The sequence below is a fragment of the Bacillus sp. BD48 genome (assembly GCF_046566805.1).
Taxonomy (GTDB): Bacteria; Bacillota; Bacilli; order Bacillales; family Bacillaceae; genus Bacillus; species Bacillus safensis.
Genome location: NZ_JANGFM010000002.1, coordinates 693,338 through 716,779, shown reverse-complemented (window position 1 = coordinate 716,779; position 23,442 = coordinate 693,338). Strand labels below are relative to the sequence as shown.

22 protein-coding genes and 1 riboswitch are annotated in these 23,442 nt (G+C 42.3%); of the genes, 8 read left to right on the top strand and 14 right to left on the bottom strand.

Annotated features, from left to right (window positions below; translation table 11 throughout):
* Positions 1-77: 77 nt before the first annotated feature.
* The 3 genes from ACLGGR_RS08580 to ACLGGR_RS08570 all read right to left on the bottom strand — a co-directional run bounded on the left by ACLGGR_RS08580 (position 78) and on the right by ACLGGR_RS08570 (position 2,833).
* Positions 78-1,484 carry an amino acid permease gene (locus tag ACLGGR_RS08580; RefSeq protein ID WP_251215904.1) on the bottom strand — a complete coding sequence of 469 codons (1,407 nt, stop codon included), beginning with the start codon at positions 1,482-1,484 and terminating at the stop codon, positions 78-80.
* A gap of 192 nt (positions 1,485-1,676) precedes the next feature.
* A riboswitch (Lysine riboswitch) is annotated at positions 1,677-1,855 on the bottom strand.
* Positions 1,856-2,179: 324 nt separating this feature from the next.
* Positions 2,180-2,323, bottom strand: a complete 144-nt coding sequence (sspJ, locus tag ACLGGR_RS08575; protein ID WP_142945189.1) for a small acid-soluble spore protein SspJ — start codon at positions 2,321-2,323, stop codon at positions 2,180-2,182.
* An 81-nt stretch (positions 2,324-2,404) separates the two neighbouring features.
* A complete protein-coding gene (locus ACLGGR_RS08570) occupies positions 2,405-2,833 on the bottom strand; it encodes a MarR family winged helix-turn-helix transcriptional regulator (RefSeq protein WP_142945190.1) in 429 nt (142 codons plus the stop codon).
* 171 nt (positions 2,834-3,004) lie between these two features.
* Here ACLGGR_RS08570 and ACLGGR_RS08565 point away from each other — a divergent pair, with 171 nt between their 5' ends.
* The 4 genes from ACLGGR_RS08565 (at position 3,005) to modB (ending at position 7,021) form a co-directional block, all read left to right on the top strand.
* On the top strand, positions 3,005-3,490 hold the full coding sequence (locus ACLGGR_RS08565; RefSeq protein ID WP_251215905.1) for a metal-dependent hydrolase: 486 nt from the start codon (positions 3,005-3,007) through the stop codon (positions 3,488-3,490).
* 123 nt (positions 3,491-3,613) lie between these two features.
* Positions 3,614-5,464, top strand: a complete 1,851-nt coding sequence (locus ACLGGR_RS08560) for an LTA synthase family protein (RefSeq protein ID WP_410972885.1) — start codon at positions 3,614-3,616, stop codon at positions 5,462-5,464.
* A 115-nt stretch (positions 5,465-5,579) separates the two neighbouring features.
* Positions 5,580-6,356, top strand: coding sequence for a molybdate ABC transporter substrate-binding protein (modA, locus tag ACLGGR_RS08555; RefSeq protein WP_410972884.1), 777 nt, complete (start codon positions 5,580-5,582; stop codon positions 6,354-6,356).
* Entirely contained in the window at positions 6,356-7,021 is a 666-nt protein-coding gene (gene modB, locus ACLGGR_RS08550) for a molybdate ABC transporter permease subunit (protein WP_410972883.1), read from the top strand. Before modA ends, modB begins: the two co-directional genes overlap by 1 nt.
* 40 nt (positions 7,022-7,061) lie before the next feature.
* Here the strand turns inward: modB and ACLGGR_RS08545 are convergent, their stop codons facing one another.
* The 7 genes from ACLGGR_RS08545 to ACLGGR_RS08515 form a co-directional block, all read right to left on the bottom strand.
* Complete coding sequence (locus ACLGGR_RS08545; protein WP_410972882.1) at positions 7,062-7,907, bottom strand: aldo/keto reductase; 846 nt, start codon at positions 7,905-7,907, stop codon at positions 7,062-7,064.
* Positions 7,908-7,976: 69 nt separating this feature from the next.
* Positions 7,977-8,846, bottom strand: coding sequence for an ROK family protein (locus tag ACLGGR_RS08540; RefSeq protein ID WP_323649000.1), 870 nt, complete (start codon positions 8,844-8,846; stop codon positions 7,977-7,979).
* Positions 8,847-8,910: 64 nt separating this feature from the next.
* On the bottom strand, positions 8,911-10,926 hold the full coding sequence (locus ACLGGR_RS08535) for a Na+/H+ antiporter (RefSeq protein ID WP_142945196.1): 2,016 nt from the start codon (positions 10,924-10,926) through the stop codon (positions 8,911-8,913).
* 310 nt (positions 10,927-11,236) lie between these two features.
* The gene (locus tag ACLGGR_RS08530) at positions 11,237-11,848 is read right to left on the bottom strand and encodes a trimeric intracellular cation channel family protein (RefSeq protein WP_024423463.1); all 612 of its coding nucleotides are present in this window, start codon (positions 11,846-11,848) and stop codon (positions 11,237-11,239) included.
* Positions 11,849-11,998: 150 nt separating this feature from the next.
* The gene (locus tag ACLGGR_RS08525; RefSeq protein ID WP_041107782.1) at positions 11,999-12,412 is read right to left on the bottom strand and encodes a disulfide oxidoreductase; all 414 of its coding nucleotides are present in this window, start codon (positions 12,410-12,412) and stop codon (positions 11,999-12,001) included.
* Entirely contained in the window at positions 12,409-13,095 is a 687-nt protein-coding gene (locus ACLGGR_RS08520) for a DsbA family protein (RefSeq protein WP_142945197.1), read from the bottom strand. The genes ACLGGR_RS08525 and ACLGGR_RS08520 overlap by 4 nt, the downstream gene beginning before the upstream one ends.
* Before the next feature lie 143 nt (positions 13,096-13,238).
* Complete coding sequence (locus ACLGGR_RS08515) at positions 13,239-15,338, bottom strand: heavy metal translocating P-type ATPase (RefSeq protein WP_285846019.1); 2,100 nt, start codon at positions 15,336-15,338, stop codon at positions 13,239-13,241.
* Between the two features lie 412 nt (positions 15,339-15,750).
* Between ACLGGR_RS08515 and ACLGGR_RS08510 the strand changes: the two genes are divergently transcribed.
* The 3 genes from ACLGGR_RS08510 to ACLGGR_RS08500 are packed head-to-tail and all read left to right on the top strand — an operon-like array spanning position 15,751 to position 18,318.
* On the top strand, positions 15,751-16,494 hold the full coding sequence (locus tag ACLGGR_RS08510; RefSeq protein ID WP_024423467.1) for a metal ABC transporter ATP-binding protein: 744 nt from the start codon (positions 15,751-15,753) through the stop codon (positions 16,492-16,494).
* Entirely contained in the window at positions 16,494-17,366 is an 873-nt protein-coding gene (locus tag ACLGGR_RS08505) for a metal ABC transporter permease (protein ID WP_251215912.1), read from the top strand. The genes ACLGGR_RS08510 and ACLGGR_RS08505 overlap by 1 nt, the downstream gene beginning before the upstream one ends.
* 13 nt (positions 17,367-17,379) lie before the next feature.
* Entirely contained in the window at positions 17,380-18,318 is a 939-nt protein-coding gene (locus tag ACLGGR_RS08500) for a metal ABC transporter solute-binding protein, Zn/Mn family (protein ID WP_410972881.1), read from the top strand.
* A gap of 37 nt (positions 18,319-18,355) precedes the next feature.
* On the opposite strand, the gene ACLGGR_RS08495 is transcribed toward ACLGGR_RS08500, so the two are convergent.
* On the bottom strand, positions 18,356-18,904 hold the full coding sequence (locus ACLGGR_RS08495) for a hypothetical protein (protein WP_410972880.1): 549 nt from the start codon (positions 18,902-18,904) through the stop codon (positions 18,356-18,358).
* Positions 18,905-18,992: 88 nt separating this feature from the next.
* On the opposite strand from ACLGGR_RS08495, the gene ACLGGR_RS08490 reads away from it, so the two are divergent.
* Entirely contained in the window at positions 18,993-19,598 is a 606-nt protein-coding gene (locus tag ACLGGR_RS08490; RefSeq protein ID WP_410972879.1) for a TetR/AcrR family transcriptional regulator, read from the top strand.
* Between the two features lie 19 nt (positions 19,599-19,617).
* Here ACLGGR_RS08490 and ACLGGR_RS08485 read toward each other — a convergent pair whose 3' ends face one another.
* The 3 genes from ACLGGR_RS08485 to aspA form a co-directional block, all read right to left on the bottom strand.
* Positions 19,618-20,550: a response regulator gene (locus ACLGGR_RS08485; RefSeq protein ID WP_410972878.1), complete on the bottom strand. Its 933-nt coding sequence runs from the start codon at positions 20,548-20,550 to the stop codon at positions 19,618-19,620.
* Entirely contained in the window at positions 20,547-21,863 is a 1,317-nt protein-coding gene (locus ACLGGR_RS08480; protein WP_142945204.1) for an ATP-binding protein, read from the bottom strand. The genes ACLGGR_RS08485 and ACLGGR_RS08480 overlap by 4 nt, the downstream gene beginning before the upstream one ends.
* A 117-nt stretch (positions 21,864-21,980) precedes the next feature.
* The gene (gene aspA, locus ACLGGR_RS08475; protein WP_024426050.1) at positions 21,981-23,426 is read right to left on the bottom strand and encodes an aspartate ammonia-lyase; all 1,446 of its coding nucleotides are present in this window, start codon (positions 23,424-23,426) and stop codon (positions 21,981-21,983) included.
* Positions 23,427-23,442 lie beyond the last annotated feature (16 nt).

The following is a 23,442-nucleotide window of genomic DNA, read 5'->3' as shown; positions in this document are numbered from 1 at the left end:
CGCAGACCTGACACCGAATGCGAGGGTTTGTCTACACGCTGAACGTTTCTCCAGAGATGGAGAAACGTCTTCCTTATCTATGCCGTTTCTTTGGCAAATCCTTTTGACATCAATGGATAAAGCAAAATACCCACTAAGAATAGACCGATTCCAAGACCAAAAGTTTTCAAGTCGGCTGTTCCTGAAACGATGACCCAAGCTGAATACCCAATTGCAACAAGTGCAATGATGCCGTCTCTTGTTCGATTTCCTTTTTGAAGCTCATACGTGTCACCTTGCATAATGACCTTAAAGCTGTAGATTGAAGACACAATATACGGAATAAGATACGCAAGTGTCGCTGATGTGGTTAAAAAGGTAAAAGCTTCATTAATCGTACGTGACATCACCGAGAAGATAAACAGCTGTGACATAATATTTGTAACAGTCAAAGCGAAAGCAGGACTTCCTTTTTTGTTTGTTTTTGCAAATACTGCTGGAAAATCACCAGCTTTTGCTGCTTGATACGGTACTTCTGAACCAAGTAAAATCCAGCCAAGCATCGAACCAAACAAACAAATAATCGCCAGCAGTGCCATGACAATTCCGCCAGCTGGCCCAATAATAAGCTGAAGCACGTCCACGAATGGTTTGTCAGAGCCTTGCAGTTGATCATGCGGCAGGACGCCCATTGTAATCAACGTGATAATCATGTAGATCGAAAGTGCGATTAAAAGACCTGTAATCGTCGCACGTTTCACATCGCGCTGTGAGGATGCTCTTCCTGATAAAATAACAGCCGATTCAATTCCAACAAATGCCCATAATGTGGAAATGGCCGCATGATGAATTTGACCTCCAAGTCCGAGCACTCCTTCTCCACCTGTTTCAACCGGGAAATAATAATGTTCAAATAATGACGTTTGAAATGCAAATAATCCCGCAACAATAAAAAGGACGAATCCAAGCACCTTCGAAAAGGTCGTAATAAAATTCAATTTACTTGCAGCACTTAAGCTAGTGATTAAAATGGTATGTGTTCCCCATAGAAGAAGGGTACATACGATAAACGTCATGAGCTGACCAAGGGTAACCGCTTCTTTTCCAAAGGTAAAAACCTCTGTCTTCACGGTGAGAATAGGGAAAAAAGTCGTTAAATAACCAGCAAGGCTTGTAATAATCGCGACATTACTAATCCAGCTTGCCACCCAATATCCCCAAACCATTGTAAAACCGGCCGCTTTCCCTTTTTTCGGATCTTTAAAAAGCGCCCTTGCATAACTTTGTGGTCCAGCTGTCAATTGCGGCTTATGAATGGACAAATGCCCAAATACAAGCGCAATCATCAGCACACCGCCGCCTGTGACAAGCCATGCCATCGTCACACCTAAAGGACTTGCGTGCTGGGCAAGCGTACTTGGCAGCATAAAGATGCCTGAACCTACCATATTTCCGACGACAAAGGCCGTCAATAACCAAAAACCCCATTTTTTTGTCTGTTCCATTTCCGTACCTCCGTTTTATTCACTTTGGACCAGACCCGGCAGTATCTTCATTGATATATTTGTGAAGCAATGACTTGCATTCTTTATGTTCATAATGGATTAACTTATTCACAGCATACCCTTATTTTTGTTACTCAGAACATAAAAAAAAGCCTGAACAAAAGTCCATGCTTTTCAAAACATACACCTTGATCTCCGGATAGCCCTCCACGCTTCAAAGACGTGGCAGTCCTGCATTTATTTAATGCAGACCCAGCATAAAGAAAGTTGGAGCTCTCTCTACACTTCGGCGCTGATGCCTTTTTTCTCATGATCTACGATTCCATCTCTCCTATGAGTGACTCATCATCCGCGCAACCTCTACCTCACTGAGACATAGCGTGAGGATTTCTATTCATTTTTACTACACGAAGGTTATCAAACATTCTCACATCTGTCAAAGGGAAAAACATAGAAAAAAGGCAGAGAACTATTTCTCTGCCCCTGATTGTTGACAAAGGGCTAAAATAATCTTTATTTTAGTCCTTTGTCTTCCCTCTTTCAGCGTGATTGAAAACCTTTGCAGCCCTAGGAAGGACGAGTACCGGAGCGGAGCGAATTTGACATTCGTGAGCACCGGAGCGCAGACCTGACACCGAATGCGAGGGTTTGTCCGCGCGCGGAGGCAGAGAACTGTTTCTCTGCCCTTTACCTAATTAATGTTGGTTGTTTTTCTTCTTTTGTACAGCTTCCTGAAGCGGATCGCCTGCTAGCTCTTTACTTGCTTCCTCTAACAGCTGATCTACCTGCTGATGGTCTTTCTCACTTTTCGCCTTTTTATCCTTTTGGAAAAATGACATCGCTGTTTCCTCCCTTTTCATATAATGCGGTTGCCTGTTTAATTTGTGCTTTAGCGCTTAGCATTATACAAAGGAAGAGGCTCAATCATCATGAAAGGTCTGTCTCATTTTTTGCAAGTACATCAGAAAGGTTTTTAAATCTTCCTTTGTGAAGTCTGACATCATATGCTGAATCACTTTTCCGAAAAGACGTGTATGCTTTTCATAAATGGCCAGCCCTTTTTCCGTGACTTCTAAACGGACAAGTGATGAATCGTCCTTGTCCCGTTCTCTTTGAATATAACCCTGCTCACATAATTTGTTGAGTGCAATAGAGGCTGCACCAGGGTTTAAAGAGAGTCTTTGCTTCAGCTCTTCGGCATGTGATACTTTGCCTTGTATCAAAATAGAAAGAGCATATATCTGCGGGGGCGTGATGTCTTTCTCTAACTCAAGTAACTTGCGGTTTAATTTACGGCTGACTTCATAATGTACAAGAACAATTTCTTTTAAAATGTCTGCATTACCCATCCGAATCGCATCCTTATCGTTAGTATCAACATGACTTCCCCCTTATTATAGAATGTTTTTCCATTCAGCCAACCCTTTTGGCCTCTTTTTCTTCAGAAATAAGCCTTGCTGAATGAATCCACCCTTGATATAGTGAGTACTTGAACTAAAAATAGAACAGGAGTACGCATCATGACAGGAAAAACACACATCATGGGCGGAATTACCGCCACCACAGCCGTTGCCTACTATTATGGATTCGACCCAGTGACGATGGCTGCTGCTGGATCAGCAGGTGCCCTGATCCCCGACCTTTGCCATACAAAAAGTAAAATCGGCAGAAAATTCCCTCTGCTCTCGGCACTGATCAGCAGTGTGTTTGGTCATCGCACGTTTACACACAGTTTATTATTTTTGCTGATCATTTATTTTCTAGCGACAACATACATTCCAAATGACAGCCTAAGTATCGGTTTACTAGTCGGGATGGCAAGCCATCTCATCCTGGATGCAGGAACAGTGAACGGGATTAAATTTTTATTTCCAGCTTCCATTAAAGTGCGTCTTCCCTTCTATGTCAAAACAGGCAGCGCAGGAGAACAAGTCGTACTGGCTGCGCTCACCGTCGTTACCTGCTATTACATCGCTGTCATCTGCGGCTTATCCATCCCATTCTAATGAATCAAAAAGAGATTTCCGAAAAACACAGGATATGAATTGATCATTCCTCATTTTTTTAGTAGGTTTAAGATAAGTGTTTTTGCCTTGCAGCTGAATACAGAATGGTGAGGAGCTACATAAATGAAAGCGTTCTTCAAAAATCACTGGTTTTTAGTGTACTCCATCCTCTTCATGTGGATGAAAACATACATCATTTATCAATTCGGATTTCACATACGAACGGTCAATCTGTTTCATGAATGGCTGCTTTTGATCAATCCACTTAGCTTTTTGCTCCCTTTGTTTGGGATTGCTCTTTTTTTAAATGAAACGAAGCAAAAGGTTTTTTTATTGACCGCAAATTTGATTTTGACGGCGATTCTCATATCGAATACGATCTTTTATGGATTTTATATTGATTTCATTACGATCCCTGTATTATTCCAAGCGAAAAACATGGGAGATATGGGCAGCAGTATGACGGAATTGTTCCACCCGCTGTTTTTGCTGATGCTCATTGATTTCGTTGTGCTGGTGTGGCTGTTAAAGCGCAAACCTTTAGCGCCAAAAGCCTCCTTCAAGACGATCAAAACATATTATGCCGTGTGCTGCAGCTTTCTATTGTTTCATGTCAGTTCAGCCATGATGGATCACCCTCGCTTTCTGACAAGCTCTTATGATCGAGAAGTCATTGTACGAAATCTTGGGCTGTTCCAGTTCCACCTGTATGACGGCGCTGCCCAAACAGCGCGAATTGGACAAAAAGCCTTTGCAGATGAAGATACACTTTCAACCGTAGCAAACTATACAAAAGCTGATTACAGTGCACCAAACGAAGAGTTTTTTGGACTTGCTAAAGGCAAGAACGTTGTGTTCATTTCACTCGAATCAACACAGCAATTTGTCGTTGATCAAAAGGTGAATGGACAATACATCACTCCCTTTTTAAATCAACTCGTTAAAAAGAGTTTTTATTTTGATGAATTTTATCAGCAGACTGAGCAAGGAAAGACGTCGGATTCAGAGTTTATTGTCGCAAATTCCCTCTACCCATCTAGCAGCGGCGCTGTCTTTTTTACAGCGAGTGACAACGAATATGACACGTTATATAAGCAGTTGAAAAAAGAGAATTATCAATCCGTCCAATTTCATGCGAATAATAAAACGTTTTGGAATCGTGATGTGATGTATGAATCGTTTGGGATTGACCGCTTTTATGATGTCGATTCGTATCAGGTCAATGAACAAAATTCAACCGGCTGGGGCTTAAAGGATATTGACTTCTTTGACCAATCCATTGATTATTTAAAAAAGCTGAAGGAGCCTTATTACAGCACGTTCATTACCTTGACCAATCACTTTCCATTTGAAATCGATCCAAAGGATCAAATGATTGATGAATATGATTCGTCCAGCGCCATTTTAAACCGCTATGTGACGACTGTCCGCTATCAAGATGAAGCCATTAAGACATTTTTTGACCGTATGAAAGAAGAAGGACTGTATAACAATACAATGTTTGTTCTCATGGGGGATCACTATGGCATCTCCGAGGCACATCATCAGGCAATGGCAGAGCTGCTCAAAAAAGATGAGATCACACCGTATGACGCTGTGAAATTGCAGCGGGTTCCTTTTTTGATTTACATTCCTGGTGTCACAGATCAAGCACCGCAGACAATTTCTGAAACAGCAGGGCAAATCGACGTGAAGCCGACACTCCTGCACTTACTCGGTATTGAAACGAAGGATGCCATTCAATTTGGCAATGACTTATTTTCAAACGAACGGACGCCTTTTGCTGTTTTGAGAAACGGGAACTTTATTACAGATGATTATCTCTATACAAAGAACACCTGCTATGATCAAAAAACAAAAGAACCTGTTGAACAGGATGAGGTGTGTCAGCCTTATATCGAAAAAGCCAATAAAGAGCTTTCCTTATCAGACAAAGTGATCAATGGGAATTTGCTGCGTTTTTATCAGCATTAAAAGTCGCCATCTGGCGGCTTTTTCTTTTCTCTTTTTACTGAAAGCCTATGAATGGTCAAATAAGTTTGCTTATAATAAAGGATACATATGAAATTGAATAATAAGAGGTGTGAACATGAAGTATGCGTTCTTCGCCTTCATCGCCATCTGCTTGCTCCTGAGCGGGTGTCAAACAGAGATGAAGTCATCAGATACAAACAAAAAAACAGAGCTTGTCATTTCAGCAGCGGCAAGTCTTCAGGATGCACTTAAAGAAATTGAATCTGCCTTTAACGATAAGCATCCGAATGTGACATTAACAAATAATTTCGGGTCATCCGGCGCATTGAAGCAGCAAATCGCTCAAGGGGCAAAAGCGGATCTCTTTTTCTCTGCAGCTGAAGCGCCCTTTGATGAGCTTGTGCAATCTGGGGACATCGATCAACATTTTATCAAGGATGCCATCCAAAATGAGCTTGTACTCATTGTGCCAAAAGATCACTCTTCTTCTATTAAAAGCTTTCAAGACGTCCAGCACATAAAAGGAAAGGTTGCTCTTGGCACACCTGAATCCGTTCCTGCTGGTACATACGGCAAAGAGATTTTCACAAAGCTGAACATTTGGGATCAAGTGAAAAAGAACGCTGTGTACGGCAAGGATGTGCGGCAGGTTTTAAGCTACGTAGAAACAGGAAATGTGGAAGCAGGTGTTGTGTATAAGACAGACGCCCTCGTTTCCAAAAAAGTAAAGATTGCAGTTGAAGCCAATCAGGACATGCACTCCCCGATTGTTTACCCAGTAGGGATCGTAAAAGGGACAGAACATTTGGAGGAAGCCAAGTCATTTTTTGAATTTCTTCAATCAGAAACAGCCAAATCCATTTTTAAAAAGTACGGCTTTCAAGTGACATAATGCCCATGCTGACTGAAGAATTCCTATCTCCCATTTGGCTGTCTGTGCAAGTTGCCGTTGTGAGCGGACTGCTGGCAACTGTTTTTGGTACATTGATTGGCTATTGGATGGCGCGAACATCATTTAAAGGGAAAATGATCGTAGAAACGCTCTTGATGATGCCGCTTGTCCTCCCGCCAACGGTTGTAGGGTTTTTATTGCTCGTCATATTCGGAAGGCATAGCATGATCGGGGGCACGATTGAATGGATCTTCCACCAGCCGGTCATTTTCACGTGGTGGGCGGCAGTTATTGCATCGACGGTAGTGGCATTCCCGCTTATGTATCAATCTGCAAAAGCTGGATTTTCTACGATTGAGTCAGACATTGAAGGGGCTGCAAAAGTAGATGGTGCACATTCATTCCAAGTCTTTGCTTATATTACTGTACCACTTGCCCTGCCATCCCTCTTGTCAGGCAGTATCCTCAGTTTTGCTAGAGCCCTTGGAGAATTCGGGGCGACCTTAATGTTTGCCGGCAACATCCCAGGAAAAACTCAAACACTCCCAACTGCTATCTATGTGGCGATTGATTCTGGACGAATGGAGCTTGCTTGGGCCTGGACGATTTGTATTGTAATCTTATCTTTTATCATGCTCTTGGCTGTGCGCCGAAGCAGTACATAAAAAATCCCCTTTCTCACATGAGAAAGAGGATTTTTTTTATTTATTCAAACCCAACCGTCATCGTCTCTGGATTCGAGCCGACGCGTTCGTTATTGTTTAATGCATCGATTTTTTCCATGTCTTTTTTGGAAAGCTCGAAGTCAAAAATGTCTGCATTTTGTTTAATGCGTTCTTCATTGATTGATTTAGGAATTGTCACGACACCGCTTTGCAGATCCCAGCGCAAGATGACTTGAGCAACAGATTTGTTGTACCGTGCAGCAATGTCCTTCAAGACGTCATGGTCTAATAACTTCCCTTGCATCAGTGGAGACCATGCCTCAATTTGAATGCCTTTTTCCTTTGCATATTGACGCAGTTCAACAAGTGTCAGTTTCGGATGAAACTCAACTTGGTTCACAGCTGGAACGACCTCAGCATCTTTTAACAGCTCTTCTAAATGCTGAATGTAGAAGTTGCTGACTCCAATGGCTCTGACTTTCCCGTCTTTATAAAGCTTCTCAAGTGCGCGCCATGTGTCTTTAAATGTATCTGCATTTGGTCCAGGCCAATGAATCAAATAGAGGTCTAAGTAATCAAGACCTAATCGGTTTAAGCTTGCGTCAAACGCTTCAAGCGCTTTGTCATAGCCTTGATCTGTGTTCCATACTTTAGACGTAATAAATAAGTCTTCTCGTTTCACGCCAGATTCTTTAATCGCTTTTCCTACGCCTGTCTCATTTTTATAAACAGCTGCCGTATCAATGCTGCGATATCCGTTTTGTATGGCTGCTTTTACGGCATCTACCACTTGATTGCCGTCCTCCACTTTGAATACACCTAAACCAAACCAAGGCATTTCCACTCCGTTATTCAGTGTTACGGTATCATTCAAGCTTTTGACCATTTTAACAACCACCTTTTTTATAGATTCCATCTCTTTCATTATCTCATGTTGTGCTTCAAAACTCTATTATCAGGCGTTTCTCTTCGCTTCGATGGCTAAGAGCAGCGCACCTGTCATGCCAGCTTTGTCCTCAAGTCCAGGGGAGACAATGTAGGTATCAAGCGGCGGCAGATCCACATAATCATTAACATAAGCAGCTAGCTTCTCTCGAATGAGTGGGAATAGCTGTTTTTGCTTCATGACGCCTCCGCCCATGATGATGCGCTCTGGGCTTAAAATGAGCGAGTACTGCATAAGCGCCTGCGCTAAATAATCCGCTTCAAGTGCCCAAACCGCTTCTTCCTGCGTAAGCTCTTTGGCAGGTTTTCCCCACCTTTTCTCAATCGCTGGTCCAGCTGCCAGTCCTTCTAAGCAATTTCCATGTGCCGGACAGACACCTGCAAACGGATCTGATGCATCCTGTCTGATAAGGATATGTCCCATCTCTGGATGAGAATGACCGTGTAGAAGCTCATTTTTCACAACAGCTCCCGCACCAATGCCTGTACCGACCGTGATATACAAACAGCTGCTTAGCCCTTTGGCTGCCCCTTTTGTTAATTCACCTAGTGCTGCGGCATTGACATCAGTTGTAAAAGATACGGGGACACCTAATTGCTTCTCAAGCTCAGGAATGAACGGGTAATGCTTCCACTCCACTTTCGGCGTGTTCATAATATAACCGTATGAAGGATCGTCCTTTTGAACACAAATGGGTCCAAAGGAGCCGATCCCTAATGCTGCAATGTCATGCTGCTGGAAAAACGGAATGAGCTGTTGTATGGTTTTATCCGGGTGCTCTGTCGGAATTGTCATTTCCTCCAAGATGTCTCCATGCTCATTGCCGATTGCACAACAAAATTTTGTACCCCCAGCTTCAATTGCTCCATAATACGCCATCATTGATCTCCCCCCTGCTTGTTCTCTTTCTTCATCATAAAACATGGGGGAGAAGATGACAACATCACGTATTGGTGAGCAGAACAGCCTCCATGTCATTGATATACTCCCTTAAATGATGGGCAATATCACGATTGATCTCACCATCTTCATATAAGGTTTGAATTTCATTTCGAATTGTTTGTACAGCTTGGAAGTTAAGTTCTTTTTTCTTCCGATCAAATGAACGGTCTTTTTGCTGGAAGAAGCTTGGACCGTGTTCACAGCGGTAAATCACTTGGTTGTAAAAACCAATCACTTGGTGGCACGTTTGCTGGTTTTCATCTGTCATATGATGTTTGATCGAATCTACTGCAGCTTCAGCGGTTTTCTTACGGATTTGTTTGTACGATTCCTCGTTTTCTAAAATGCCGCTTGAAATGAGCTGATTCGGCCGCCATAATTGCAGCCATTGAAGCAAGCGCAGAAACTTCACTTTTGAAAAGCGAATCTTGAAGGAGTTTGAATACAGCATTTCCAGCTCATGAAATCTCTCTTGCAGCTCATAGGCTTCTTCCTTGTCAATTTTCTCTTCATCAATTAATTGTTGAAGTTTCATCTGTTCTGCTTTGATGCCGTGCAGTCTGATTTTTCGCTCTTGTCTTCTCATCCCGAATTGGTATGGTTCACGCTGGATATTTCTCAGCTTCATTCGGTAATCATTGATGAGTGCAAGAGACACTTCTCTGTTGTCCTCATTCATACCTTCTTTTAACGTTTTAATAGCGCTTCTCAGCAGCTTCCGTTTCGCATGCTGAATCTTTGTATCCAAGTCCACGTCCACTTGTTTGTCTTTTTTCTCAGATAAAAGAGGCAGTAACACACTGGCTAAAATGAGCGTACATAAAATCACACCAGCTGCGAGGAAAATAATCAAATGCCGCTCTGGAAATGGTGATCCGTCCGCAAGCGTAAATGGAATAGAGAAGGCACCGGCTAATGTCACAGCCCCGCGGACACCAGAGAATGTCATGAGCATCGAGGCACGAAACTTCGGCTTTTTCACATTTTGCTTTTTCGTTGCACTCCATTTTCCTGCCCAGAACAGCCATACCCATAAGAACCGCAGCACCATGAGACATAGTGTAATAATTAAGATGTAGCCAATCACCTGCATGTTATTAAAGGATTCATCTTGGAAAATGACTGTAGAAACATCCGGAATCTGCAGTCCAAGTATGACGAAAACAAGGCCGTTTAAAATAAATAAAATAATATTCCAAGTGTTTGATGAAGCAATTTGCAGTTTGGCTAAATTCGCTTCCATTCGATCTTGCTCAATGGCATGTGTCACACCGCCAGCCACAACGGCTAAAATGCCAGATACACCGATTTCTTCCGCTGCTAAATAAATCACAAATGGGGTAAGGATTTGCAGGATAATGTGCATCGTGACATCGTCCATTCCTAAACGGCGGAGAAAATAGCGAAAACGAATGATAAAAAAGGATAGAATAAATCCAGTCAATAAACCACCTGCGGCAATCAGCACAAAGCTAAAGGATGCCTGAGCAATTGAAAAGGCTCCCGTCACCGTTGCGGCAATGGCAAATTTAAAGGCAACCAGTCCAGACGCATCGTTCATCAGCCCTTCGCCTTCCAGCAGTCTCATGATGCCCTTTGGCATATTCACACGGCTGGATAAAGCACTTACTGCCACCACATCTGTCGGTGATAAAATCGCTGCAAGTGCAAATGCAGCTGGAAGCGGTATGCTTGGAATCATCCAATGAATGGTATATCCCGCTACAATCACGGTCGCAAACACTAAACCAAGCGCTAACAGAAGAATCGGTGCTCTTAATTTCCATAGCTCGTCCCTTGGGGTACGCTTCCCGTCATTAAATAACAGCGGCGCAATAAATAGAACGAAGAAGAGTTCAGGATTTAAAGAAATATGTAAACCTGAAGGAAAAGCTGCCACCAATATTCCTAAGCCCACTTGAATTAACGGAACGGGAATAAAGGGGACAAAACGATTGATAATATTAGATACTGCAATGAGTGCTAGTAGTACGAGCACTGCCAAAAAAATCTCCACTAGTACATGTCCCTCCTATGTATATTTTTCGTCAAGTTTTGCTTACATGCAAAGATGTGTTCATTACATTTGTCCGCTCAGAAGTGCTTCTTTAGTATTCCGCAAAATGTGAAACCAACACATAACAATCCATCTAGGCAAAAAAAGACTGAATCCAGATATTCAGCCAGCTGACAAAATTTTCATCATATGTATTGTTCAAATGATGAACAAAAGACCCTGCTTTTATTTTACACGAAAACTCCATCATCTGCTGATATTCAGCTCTTATTAAACACAAAAAAAAGAGCGGAATCGCCCTTTTTTCGTTTTACCCTTTATTTAAAAAATAAGACCTGGCGGGAAGACGCCATTTGAATAAGTAGGAACAAACCCTGCATACGACGAGGATGACAAACAGCAGATATAAAGCAAGCTCTCCTTGCGCTAAGCCGAGTCCGACGAATAAGCCGCCAAGGGCTGCCCATACGGCATAAATCTCTGCTTTTAGCACAAGCGGCTTTCGCCCTGCTAATAAATCACGCACAATTCCGCCGCCACTTCCAGTCAATATGGCTGCCACAATGACTGCACTGAGCGGGAGTTCTCTTTGCACAGCAAATAATGCGCCTTGAATCGCAAACGCTGCTAAACCGATCGCATCCGAGAAATTTCCCCATGTGCTCCAGTGCTTGAGCAAAAGCTTTGGAAAAAGAAACACAATCGTAATGGATACAAGGGCAATCGTAAACATTTTGCCCTGTGACCATAAAGCAGACACCGGAAGACCAATTAATAGATTCCGAATCGCTCCACCGCCAAATGCTGTCACAATCCCTAAAATGTACACACCAAGAATATCGTACTCTTCCTCCATTGCCACAATCGCACCACTAATGGCGAATGCGACAATGCCAATGATACTTAAGACTTCCCATGCCATTTTCCGCTTATCTCCTTACCATTATCTAATCATCTAATACTACTCCCTTAATGTATATCTGACACAGGCGAAAAGCAATACAAATTTTCTTTAAATTTTATCTTTTTGCAAAAATAAAAAATAGCCCGCTTTAGTAGCAGGCTATCTTCTTCAATCTTCTTTTGCATTTAACAGCAGCATACTAATGATGATGAGAATAAATGCAATAAGAGCTAGTAGTGGAATGGTGATAAAACCAAACCAGTTTAAATAATCAACGGAACAAGGAATACCGCTCAGGCAAGGGCGAATCGATGCAAAGCCTGGTATCTTTTGTTCCATATAATGATAGATAGAAAAACAAGCGCCAATCACAGCCAAAGGCAGAACGTAATATTTCACTTTCACATCGCCTCTGAATGTCGCAATTCCAAGTAAAAGCACGAGCGGGTACATGAAAATACGCTGAAACCAGCACATATCGCATGGTATAAACTTCTTTACTTCACTTAAATACAGGCTGCTCATCGTCGCAACGATAGAGACGATCCAAGCACTGTATAAGTAAACAAGCTTATTCCTCATGATTTTTTCCCTTTGAGCTCTTGATCAATTAATTCTTTGATTTCATCATAGTCATAAAAGTTTTGGACTTGTTTGTTGTTAATGAAAAGTGTTGGTGTTGCATTCACTTTATATTGGTTCACAAGCTGATCGTCTGTGTTCAGCTGCGGCTGATATGTTTTCTTTGATAGGTTATCTTTTAGCTTGTCCGTATCTATTTTTGTTGTCTTTTTCGCTAGTTCCGTCAGCTTAGCAGGCGTGACCCATTCAGCTTCACTATCTGGCTGTGCCTGATAGACAGCTTCATGAAATGCCCAAAAGTTTTTCGGATCTTCTTTCCACACTTCTTCAGAAGCTAGTGCTGCTAATACCGCACCGTCCCCATGAACAGGCAGTGGTAAGTTAATAAACGAGAAGGATACATCGCCATTATCTATGTAGTCGGCTTTCAGTTTTGGGAAAATGTCGGTCTCAAATGCTTTACATGATGGACATTTGTAGTCGCCAAACTCAACAACTTGCACCTTTGCTTTTTGATTTCCCATGACAGGCTGTCCTTTAATAGACGGCTTACTGTCAACTGTTTGCGCTTCTTGGCTGTTGTTATTTCCAATCACAACGAAAATACCGATGAGAAGAGCTGCAATGATGGTTAAAATAACTGCAAACTTGATGGATGAAGATTGATTATTTTTTTTACTCACAAAAGCACCTACCTTATCTTTTTCATTCCTTCACAGAAGAAAAAGGATAATGGCCCAAGAAAATGCCATTATCCAGCTTCTTCTATTTTAACAAGAGGGGGTCTATTATGAAAGACGCTATTCATGAATTTTTCCTTACAATTTTATTTCATGACCCTCATCGCATTTAAAACAGCAAGTACAGTCACACCGACATCCGAGAAGACAGCTTCCCACATGGTTGCAATACCAAATGCACCGAGTAATAGGAAAACACCTTTAACCCCAAGAGCAAATGCAATATTCTGCCACACAATTCTTCTTGTTCGTTTAGCGACAGCGATGGCTTCTGCAACTTTTGACGGCTGGTCTGTCATAATGACGATATCAGCTGCTTCTACCGCTGCATCTGAACCAAGTCCACCCATTGCAATTCCTATGTCTGCTCTTGCTAATACCGGTGTATCATTGATCCCGTCCCCGACAAATAATAATTTTTCTTGAGGCGCTTTTTTCTGATCAATTTCTTCTAATTTCGTTACTTTATCCTGCGGTAATAATTCTGCATGTACTTCATCAATGCCAATTTGCTGGGCGACCGCTGTTCCGACTTGCTTGGCATCACCCGTCAGCATGACTGTTTGAATGCCAGATGCTTTTAGAGCAGAGACGGCTTCAATTGCATCATCCTTTAATTCATCTGCAATCAAGATTGATCCTGCAAACTCACCGTTAACGGCCATGTACACAACCGTTCCGCTTCGTTTTTCTTTTTCATACGAAATGCCTTCTCGTTCCATCAAACGATGATTCCCCGCTAAGACTTTGGAACCATTGATGGTGGCTTTAATTCCATGTCCCGCAATATCCTCATAGGCTTCGATCTGGCTTTCATCAAGCGGTGAACCATATGCCGCTTTAATCGATTCAGCAATCGGATGTGAGGAATGGGCTTCTGCTAAAGCTGCAAAAGAAAGCAGCTCTTCTTCTGACCACTTGCCGCTCGTTGTCACGATATTGGTCACCGTAAAGTTACCTTTTGTGAGTGTACCCGTCTTATCAAATACAGCATAACTCACAGAGTTAAGTGCTTCTAGATAGTTACTGCCTTTTACAAGGATGCCTCGTTTAGAAGCTGCCCCAATTCCCCCGAAAAATCCTAATGGGATGGACACGACAAGTGCACAAGGACAAGAAATAACAAGGAAAACGAGTGCCCGGTAAACCCAGTCAGACAATTGAGCTGATGGAATGAGAAGCGGCGGCACAAAGGCAAGAAGCAATGCTAATACAACGACAGCTGGTGTGTAGTATTTTGCAAACTTTGTGATAAAGTTTTCTGTCTGTGCTTTTCGGCTGCTCGCATTTTCAACCAAATCTAAAATTTTCGTCACTGCCGATTCGCTTAGCCCTTTTTGCACTTCAATTTCAAGAATACCGTTTTGATTCACAAATCCTGCAAGAACTTCTTTTCCTGCTTCTACATCCCGCGGCACAGACTCCCCTGTTAATGCAGAGGTATCCACGAGTGAAAAGCCTTCAATGACAAGGCCATCGAGTGGAATTTTTTCGCCCGGTTTCACGACGATACGATCGCCTACTTTTACTTCTTCCGGCTTCACTTTTTTCGTTTCATTTCCTACTTTGAGATTCGCATATTCAGGGCGAATATTCATTAATTCACTAATGGATCGTCTTGAACGGTTCACTGCTGCCCCTTGGAACAGCTCCCCAATTTGGTAAAACAGCATCACTGCCAGTGCCTCTGGATATTGCTGAATCACAAAAGCACCAGCTGTTGCAATGGTCATTAAGAAGTTCTCATCAAATACTTGGCCGCGCACGATATTTTTCAGCGCTTTAAAAACCACATCACCGCCGACTAGTAAATAAGCTGCGAAAAACGCGATAAATTTCAGTAAGCCATCTTCTGGTATAAAATAAGCTGCTGTTCCAATGACTGCACCGCCAATTAATTTCAGCACAATCGCTTTTAAATTCTTTGTCCCATGATCATGATCGTGGTGATGTCCCTCTTCTTTTGGTGATACACTCACATGAGGTTCGATGGACTGAACCGTTTTTTCAATACGTTTTGACATCGTTTCTTGCTTATCTGCATGTGTGACAGTCAATGTCCCTGTCGCAAAATTAACGGAACAAGCTTCAACGCCATCCATTTTGCTGACACCTGTTTCAATTTTGCGTGCACAGTTTCCACAATCAAGACCGCTTAATACGTATTCATCCTTCATTTTTTTCATGTTCTCACCTTTTTTCTATATGATAAGTAACGTTCCCTGGATCGATTCAACCTATTAAAAAACAAAAACTTTATATATGAGCATATATTCATATATTGGATTACCCTTATTATATGAGGATTTCTTGTCTTCTGTCAATCATTTCTGAAGAAATAATTGGTTTTTTGTGTCCTATTCTGTCACACGGATTTTCAATAAACCAAGCTCATGTCCCCCGCTCCCCGCATAACATAAAAACGATCGTTTGCAGTTTTTCTCTTTACAAAAGAAGGGCAGAAGCTTAGAATAAAATAAAAGTTTCCCTAAGGAAACAAATTAGCGTTAGAGAATCATTTCATCCTTTAGTCAAAATTATTTAATGTATGCATATATCTTTAGGAAGTGCAATGATGATCGAAAGGGGCCGCAAGAGATGTCAAATGCTTTAACAATCGACCGTCTTCATGTCTCATATCACGGACAGGATGCATTAGAGAATGTCTCTCTTTCCATACAGGAAGGGACAATGACAGGAATCATCGGTCCAAATGGTGCTGGTAAATCGACGTTACTCAAGGCATGTTTGGATTTAATTGAAAAAGACCAAGGGGATATTCGTTTTTTTGAACAGCCCTTTAAACAAGTCAGAAAACAGATCGCCTATGTACCGCAGAGAAATGATTTAGATTGGACGTTTCCGATTCATGTACTGGATACCGTACTACTTGGAACATATCCGAAGCTCGGACTAATAAAACGTCCCAAAAAAGAAGACCGGGCATATGCGTACCACTGTTTAGAAAAAGTCGGGATGCAGGACTTTGCCAAAAGACAAATCGGTGAGTTATCCGGCGGTCAGCAGCAGCGTGTTTTCCTTGCAAGGGCACTTGCGCAAAACGCACAGCTCTTTTGTTTGGATGAACCGTTTGTCGGGATTGATATGGCAAGTGAAGAAACGATGGTTCGCATTTTGAAGGAATTACGAGATGAAGGGAAAACCATTTTGGTTGTCCATCATGATTTGAGTAAGGCAGATGATTATTTCAGCCATCTTGTTCTGTTAAATAAAAAACTCATCAAAGCAGGGCCTGTACACGACATCCTTCGCCCAGAGATCATGCTGGAAGCATATGAAACACAATTGCCATTCTTAAAATCAGCAGGAGGAGACGTGTAATGGAATTTTTAACCGGACTCTTTGAATATGCTTTTTTACAAAAAGCACTATTTACATCTGTCATGGTAGGCATCATTTGCGGCGTTATCGGCTGCTTTATCATTTTACGCGGCATGGCCCTGATGGGAGACGCCATTTCACACGCCGTACTGCCAGGTGTCGCCATCTCTTATATGCTGGGAATTAACTTTTTCTTCGGGGCCGTTTTAACTGGGGTGTTAACAGCGATTGGGATCGGTTACGTGAGTCAAAACAGCCGCATAAAAAATGATTCTGCCATCGGCATTGTCTTCACAGCCTTTTTCTCAATCGGGATTATTTTGATTACATTTTTGAAAAGTTCAAGTGATCTATATCATATTCTATTTGGAAACGTTCTAGCGGTTCGGTCATCTGATATGTGGATTACACTTGGTATCGGCATTTTTATTTTGCTAGCCGTCATCGTTTTCTACAAGGAACTGCTCATTAGTTCATTTGATCCGGTGATTTCTTCGGTTTACGGTTTGCCGAATCGAATGATTCATTATTTTCTCATGACCTTATTGACCCTTGTGACCGTTGCATCACTGCAAACCGTTGGAATTATTCTTGTCGTTGCCATGCTGATCACGCCGGCAGCCACCGCTTATCTCTTAACGGACCGGCTATGGATCATGATTTATTTATCTGCTTTTTTTGGTGCTGTTTCTGCCGTCGTAGGTCTTGGGCTTAGTTTTACGTATAACTTGTCATCTGGCGCTTCTATCGTGCTGGTCGCCACCATTTTATTCGGCAGTGCCTTTGTCTTTTCACCAAAGCAAGGAATTCTATGGAGGTCATTAAAATCTAAACGAAAACGGACGCTGTTAAAAAAGGAAGCGTCTATGTAAAAGGAGGACATATATGAAGAAGGTATTTGCAATCCGTTTGACCGCAGTATTCATTGCCCTTATGGTCATCGCAGGCTGTTCTACCCAGCAAAGTAATTCCGGTAAAGATGACGGCACATTAAAAGTTGTCACGACCTACTCCATTCTTTATGACATTGTGAAGGAAGTAGGCGGGCAGCATGTCTCTATTCACAGCATTGTTCCCATTGGTACAGATCCACACGAATTTGACCCACTGCCAAAGGATGTTCAGTATACGACGGATGCAGACCTTGTTCTATATAATGGCTTGAACCTTGAAACAGGGAACGGCTGGTTTCAAAAGCTGCTTGAATCGAGTGGCAAGGACGGGGATGATGCACCTGTAGCCGAGCTGAGTAAAGGCGTCAAAGTGAAGCATTTGTCTTCAAAAGGCCTTGAAAGCCAGCAGGACCCGCACGCATGGCTGAATGTCGAGAACGGGATCCTTTATGCCCAAAATGCCCGAGATGCGCTCATTCAAGCAGACCCTGAGCATAAAGAAGATTACGAAAAGAATGCAGAAGCCTATATGAAAAAGCTTCAAGCGCTTCACGATGAAGCAAAAGACAAGTTTGATCAGCTGCCAAAAGACAAAAAGCTCCTTGTCACAAGCGAAGGAGCATTCAAGTATTTTGCAGAGGCGTATGGTCTGAAAGCCGGCTACATTTGGGAGATCAACACAGAAAGTGAAGGAACACCTGGACAAATGAAGCGCATCATTCATTTTGTGAAAGATCATCAAGTTCCTGCTCTCTTTCTTGAAACAAGTGTTGATAAACGCAGCCTTGAAAGCCTCTCTGAGGAAACCGGGGTTCCAATCAAAGGAAAAGTCTTCACTGACTCTATTGGAAAAAAAGGTGAAGATGGAGACAGCTACTATAAGATGATGAAATGGAATATAGACACCTTTTACAAAGGGCTGTCATCATAAGAAAAGACAGGTGGAGTGAATCCGCCTGTCTTTTTTGTCAGCCTGTTATATTTTCTGGATGTTTTTTCGGCCAAATGACGTAGCTGATGCTAATGATGAAATCAATAGCTAAGATCATCCCCCATGTATTGACAAGCTGCATCAGCGCTTCCGTCCGCTCTGGTGCTTGGATGAGATAGGTCAATCCATATAACAGCCCCGCTCCGATGACATAAGAAATGAAATGCCGCGCCCAGCCGACCATTTCATACACAGACCGCTCCTTACCGTACTTTGGTTTTCCCTTTGGCTTCGGGCCTCCTGCAAATCGATAAGCAAACCGGGCATCTGCCCATTTCACCATTTGATGGCCAAAGGCCAGACTCACACCAATATAAACAGCCGCAAGCCCGTGGATGACACTCGCCACAGCACCCTGTCTTAAATCCATATAAGTTGCCGCAAGAAGGATTAAATCCAAAACCGGCGTACAGACAAGAAAGAAAGCCCCCCACTTTTTCTGTTTAAACACATAACGCAGTGTTAAGCCCATTAGAATAAACAGCCAAAAACCAATTTCACATGCCACAATCAATAACCCGACCAATTTTCCCACATCCTTTTTAATACAATTGTATTAAATAAAAAATAACACAACTGTGTTAAAAAAACAACAGCTATGCTAAAATCAATGTATGCCGAAAATCGTCGATCACCATAAACAAAAACAAAAGGTCGCTCAAGCTGCAATGAGAGTGATTAAACAAGAGGGATTGGAAAACGCATCTGTACGAAAAATAGCAGTAGAAGCTGGAATTTCAGCCGGCTCTATGCGGCATTATTTTTCCACACAGCAAGAGTTATTTCTATTCTCTATGCATTTAATTCAGGAAAGAGTCAAGGAGCGGATTACAGGGCTTTCATTAAACGGTTCAACAGAGGAAAATATCATCACTTTATTGGAGCAGCTTCTTCCACTTGATGAAGAAAGAAAATTTGAAATGGAGGTGTGGCAGGCTTTTACAGTCAAGGCGATGACTGAATCAGATCTACAGCCGCTCAATGCAAAGATGTATGACGAGCTTTTCCAAACGGTTCAATATTGTTTAATGAAATTGAAAGAGGATGGGCTGCTGCTAGATGATATCGATCTTTTATTAGAAACTGAGCGGCTTTACGCGATGATCAATGGGCTTGCATTAAATGGAATCGTGCAGCCCGAACGTTTACCGCCTGAGCTTATACGCTCCATACTACAGATGCACCTGCAATCCATCACAAAAAAAGACATGTCTCCCTAATTGGAGAGCATGTCTTTTTTTAATCTTCCATAAAAATACGTTTTGCTTCGTAGTAAAGCACCTGCACAAATTTCTTCACATTGATGCGGGTGTGTTCTTCTCTTCCGCTCGTCTCTTTGGTCAATTCACTCATTTTCTTTCGAACGATGGTGAAATCGAAAAATTTAGATGCGTAATTTTCAAACGTTGGATGGGAAAAATCGGTTAGCCCAAGTGATGCGATATGTTTTAATGATTGGTTGATCGCACGCCTTACCCGCTGTTCGGCTGCCTTTGCTTCTCTTGCGATGTCTGCCGATGTATAGGGATCACCTAATTTATCCTCCGTAATCCCAGTGAAAATGATCTTTAAAGAAGGAAAGGAATCATGATGATCAGCATGCAGCGCTAAATACTGGTCTGTAAACAGAATCATATCTAATAAATCTTTAGACCCCTTCTCACCAACAATACCAAGCTCCGCCAGCAAAAACTGACCTGCCTCTGCAAGACTTTTCCCCCGCTGCTTCGTTTTCGTCTGACCGCGCTGTTGAAATTGCATGACCGATTTGAGTGAGTGCTGAATATTTTCAATTGAATGCTCCAAATGAAGACGTTCAATCATAAGATGGAAGACACTTAAGACCTCAACACGATTGATTGGCTTTGTCACATAATACTCGACGCCAAGCGTATACGCCTGTCCGATTAATTCCTTTGTTTCAACCTGTGACAGCATTAAGTATTTCCCATGAAACTCATCCTTGATCGCTCGAATCGTTTCAAGCCCGTCCCTTTCCGGCATCAATAGATCAATACATAAGATATCAATGTGCAAATCATTTAAGTAGCTGGCTGTTAACTCTGCGCCATCCTCTGCTTCCCCGGCCACAATGCCAAGCTCTTCATCTTCAATGAGCTGAGCCAGTGAAGAACGAACGGCTTCATCATCATCAACAATAAAAAATCTCATCTCCCAATCCCCTCTTTTCTACTAACTTGATCTACTGGAATCGTTATTGTGAAAATCGTTTGTTCATTTGGGATACTCTTCATTTCGACACTTCCGCCAAGCTTCTCCGCTGTATCCTTTACATAGGCAAGCCCAATACCGCTCGATGGATTCCCAGCCTGGTCGTATTTCAAAGTGAAGCCTGGTTTAAAAATAACATGATGATTACGTTCTTTAATGCCAGGTCCGTTGTCGCTGATTTGAAAAATCACCTGGTTTTCTTTCTGTGAAATAGAAAGTGACACCTCTCCTTCTACAGGAATGGCTTCAACAGCGTTGGATACGATGTTATTTAACAAAGATAGAATGGTATACACGTGATAGGCGGGATGCTGCCCATCTTCATCATAATGAAAGACGATGTTTTTTTTAAGTGATTCTGCGTAATTTTCATGAATGCGTATCACAAGCCCAGCGATATGAGAAGGACTCTCATAAGCCTGGAAATTTTCCTCATGAATCAGCTTTGATAAGGCAGAAAAAATCCGCTGATTATCCTTTTTGATTTCATGCACCTCTCCTGCAATCTGCAAGGCGGTTTTACCGAGCTTTTTCAAATCCAATGATTCCGCATCCTTTGCGTGATGAAGGGATTGATACAATTGATAGGATGTGGCCGTAATGTGCTCAGCATGTGCGAGTGTTTTATGAAAATATGTAGATTCTGTGTAAAGGTTAGACAGAAGCATCAGCAAATGTTCCTTTTCCTTTTTCATCTGACGCTCTCTCGCCTGCTCTTCATATAAGCGAATCATTGTATAACAAGCCAAAACGAAAAAGCTTCTGAAAATCGCCAAAACAAATAATTGAAACAGCGTCCGCACTGTTAAAATTTCATCCATGGTGCCTCGAAGTGCGATGATCTCAACAACGCTCGCGCACAGCTCCATGATGATGCCTGTCGCTCCAATCAGCCAAGGCTGATCGCGGAAACGTCTCACCTTCAATAAATAAAAGAGTGTGCCATAGACGACATAATAAAGCAGGGAAGGAAATCTTAATGAAACCGCCTCTTCCAGCGGAAGATGCCCTGTCACGGCTGTATCAAGCAGCACACGAAACGCAAAAACAGATATTCCCGCAATGATCCCGCTTGCCCAAGCCGGGAATCTTTTCATTTGAAGCAGGATAAAGAAAAAGACAACGGTTCCAAAGCTGACCCGAAAGCTGTCTTCAAATGGATAAAATTTAAACTCTCCGCCAATCGGCGTTAGCACAATGAGCAGCACAATTAAATAAGGCTCTGTATTCAGCCATTTTTTCAGTAGATTCAAACGCAGTCACATCCCTAATAATTGACGATAGTATACTATGTGAGCTAAAGAAAAACAAACCTCCATGAAAAAGCGCACACCGGGATTTTTGCCGGTGTGCGCTTCTCATGATGCCGCTTAATCTTCTAAACGATCCTTTTCTAAAAGTGATGCGCCAGCAATACCTGGTTTTGTCATTTCAAAAGGATTTAAGATGACATCAAGCTCTTCCTCTGTTAACACATCATTTTGCAGACAAAGCTCACGTACAGATGCGCCTGTAAGGATGGCTTCTCTTGCAATTCGTGCAGCCGCTTCATAACCAATGTGCGGGTTCACCGCCGTCATGACACCGGCACTCTTTTCTACATATTCTTTTAATCTAGATTCGTCTGCTTTTAGGTCACGCAAGCAGTTGTCCACGAAGGACTCGAATACGTTTTTCATCATGCTGAGAGATTGAAGCAAGTTGAACACTAACACTGGTTCCATGACGTTCAGTTCAAGCTGGCCAGCCTCTGATGCAAGACAGATTGTGTGATCATTTCCAATGACTTGGAATGCCACTTGGTTCATAACCTCAGGCATAACTGGGTTGACTTTCCCTGGCATGATGGATGACCCTGGCTGTCTCGGCGGCAAGTGCAGCTCACCAAAGCCCGCTCTTGGACCTGAAGCCATCAAACGAATATCGTTCGCCATTTTGGACATGTTCATCATACATACTTTAAGCGCAGCCGATACTTCTGTATAAGCATCCGTATTTTGCGTTGCATCGACTAAGTCTTCAGCGCCAACTAACGGTAATCCGCTAATGTCAGATAGATAGCCAACCACTTGGCGAATATATTTAGGATCCGCATTCAATCCAGTTCCGACTGCTGTTGCACCCATATTGACTTCATATAAATGCTGTCTAGACTGTTTGATACGCTTAATATCACGAGCAAGAACTTTTGCATATGCACTAAACTCTTGTCCAAGTCTGATTGGAACAGCGTCCTGAAGATGCGTACGTCCCATTTTGATGACATGATCGAATTCCTGCGCTTTTTCAGTCATGACTTGATGCATGTTTTCCATCGTATAAAGTAGTTTTTCAATCATATTCAATGTTGAAATATGAATCGCTGTTGGGAAAACGTCGTTTGTTGACTGCGACATGTTCACATGCGTGTTTGGACTTAGCTCAGTGTAAGCGCCTTTTTCCTTTCCTAGTAGTTCAAGCGCTCTGTTTGCAATGACTTCATTGGCATTCATATTCATTGAAGTGCCAGCCCCGCCTTGAATTGGATCGACAATAAATTGATTGTTCCATTTTCCTTCGATGACCTCATCTGCGGCTTGAACAATTTTTTCTCCAAGGCCAGAATATAGTCGCTGTGTATCCATATTTGCAAGTGCGGCTGCCTTTTTGACAATCCCTAATGCTTTGATGAGTTCCTCATGAATACGGTAGCCTGTAATTGGAAAGTTCTCCACTGCACGTAATGTTTGAATTCCATAATATGCTTGTGTGTCTACTTCCTTTTCACCTAGAAAGTCCCGTTCGATTCGAACTTGCTTGTCCTGTAGCTTCGTCATTTGAAAAGATCTCCTT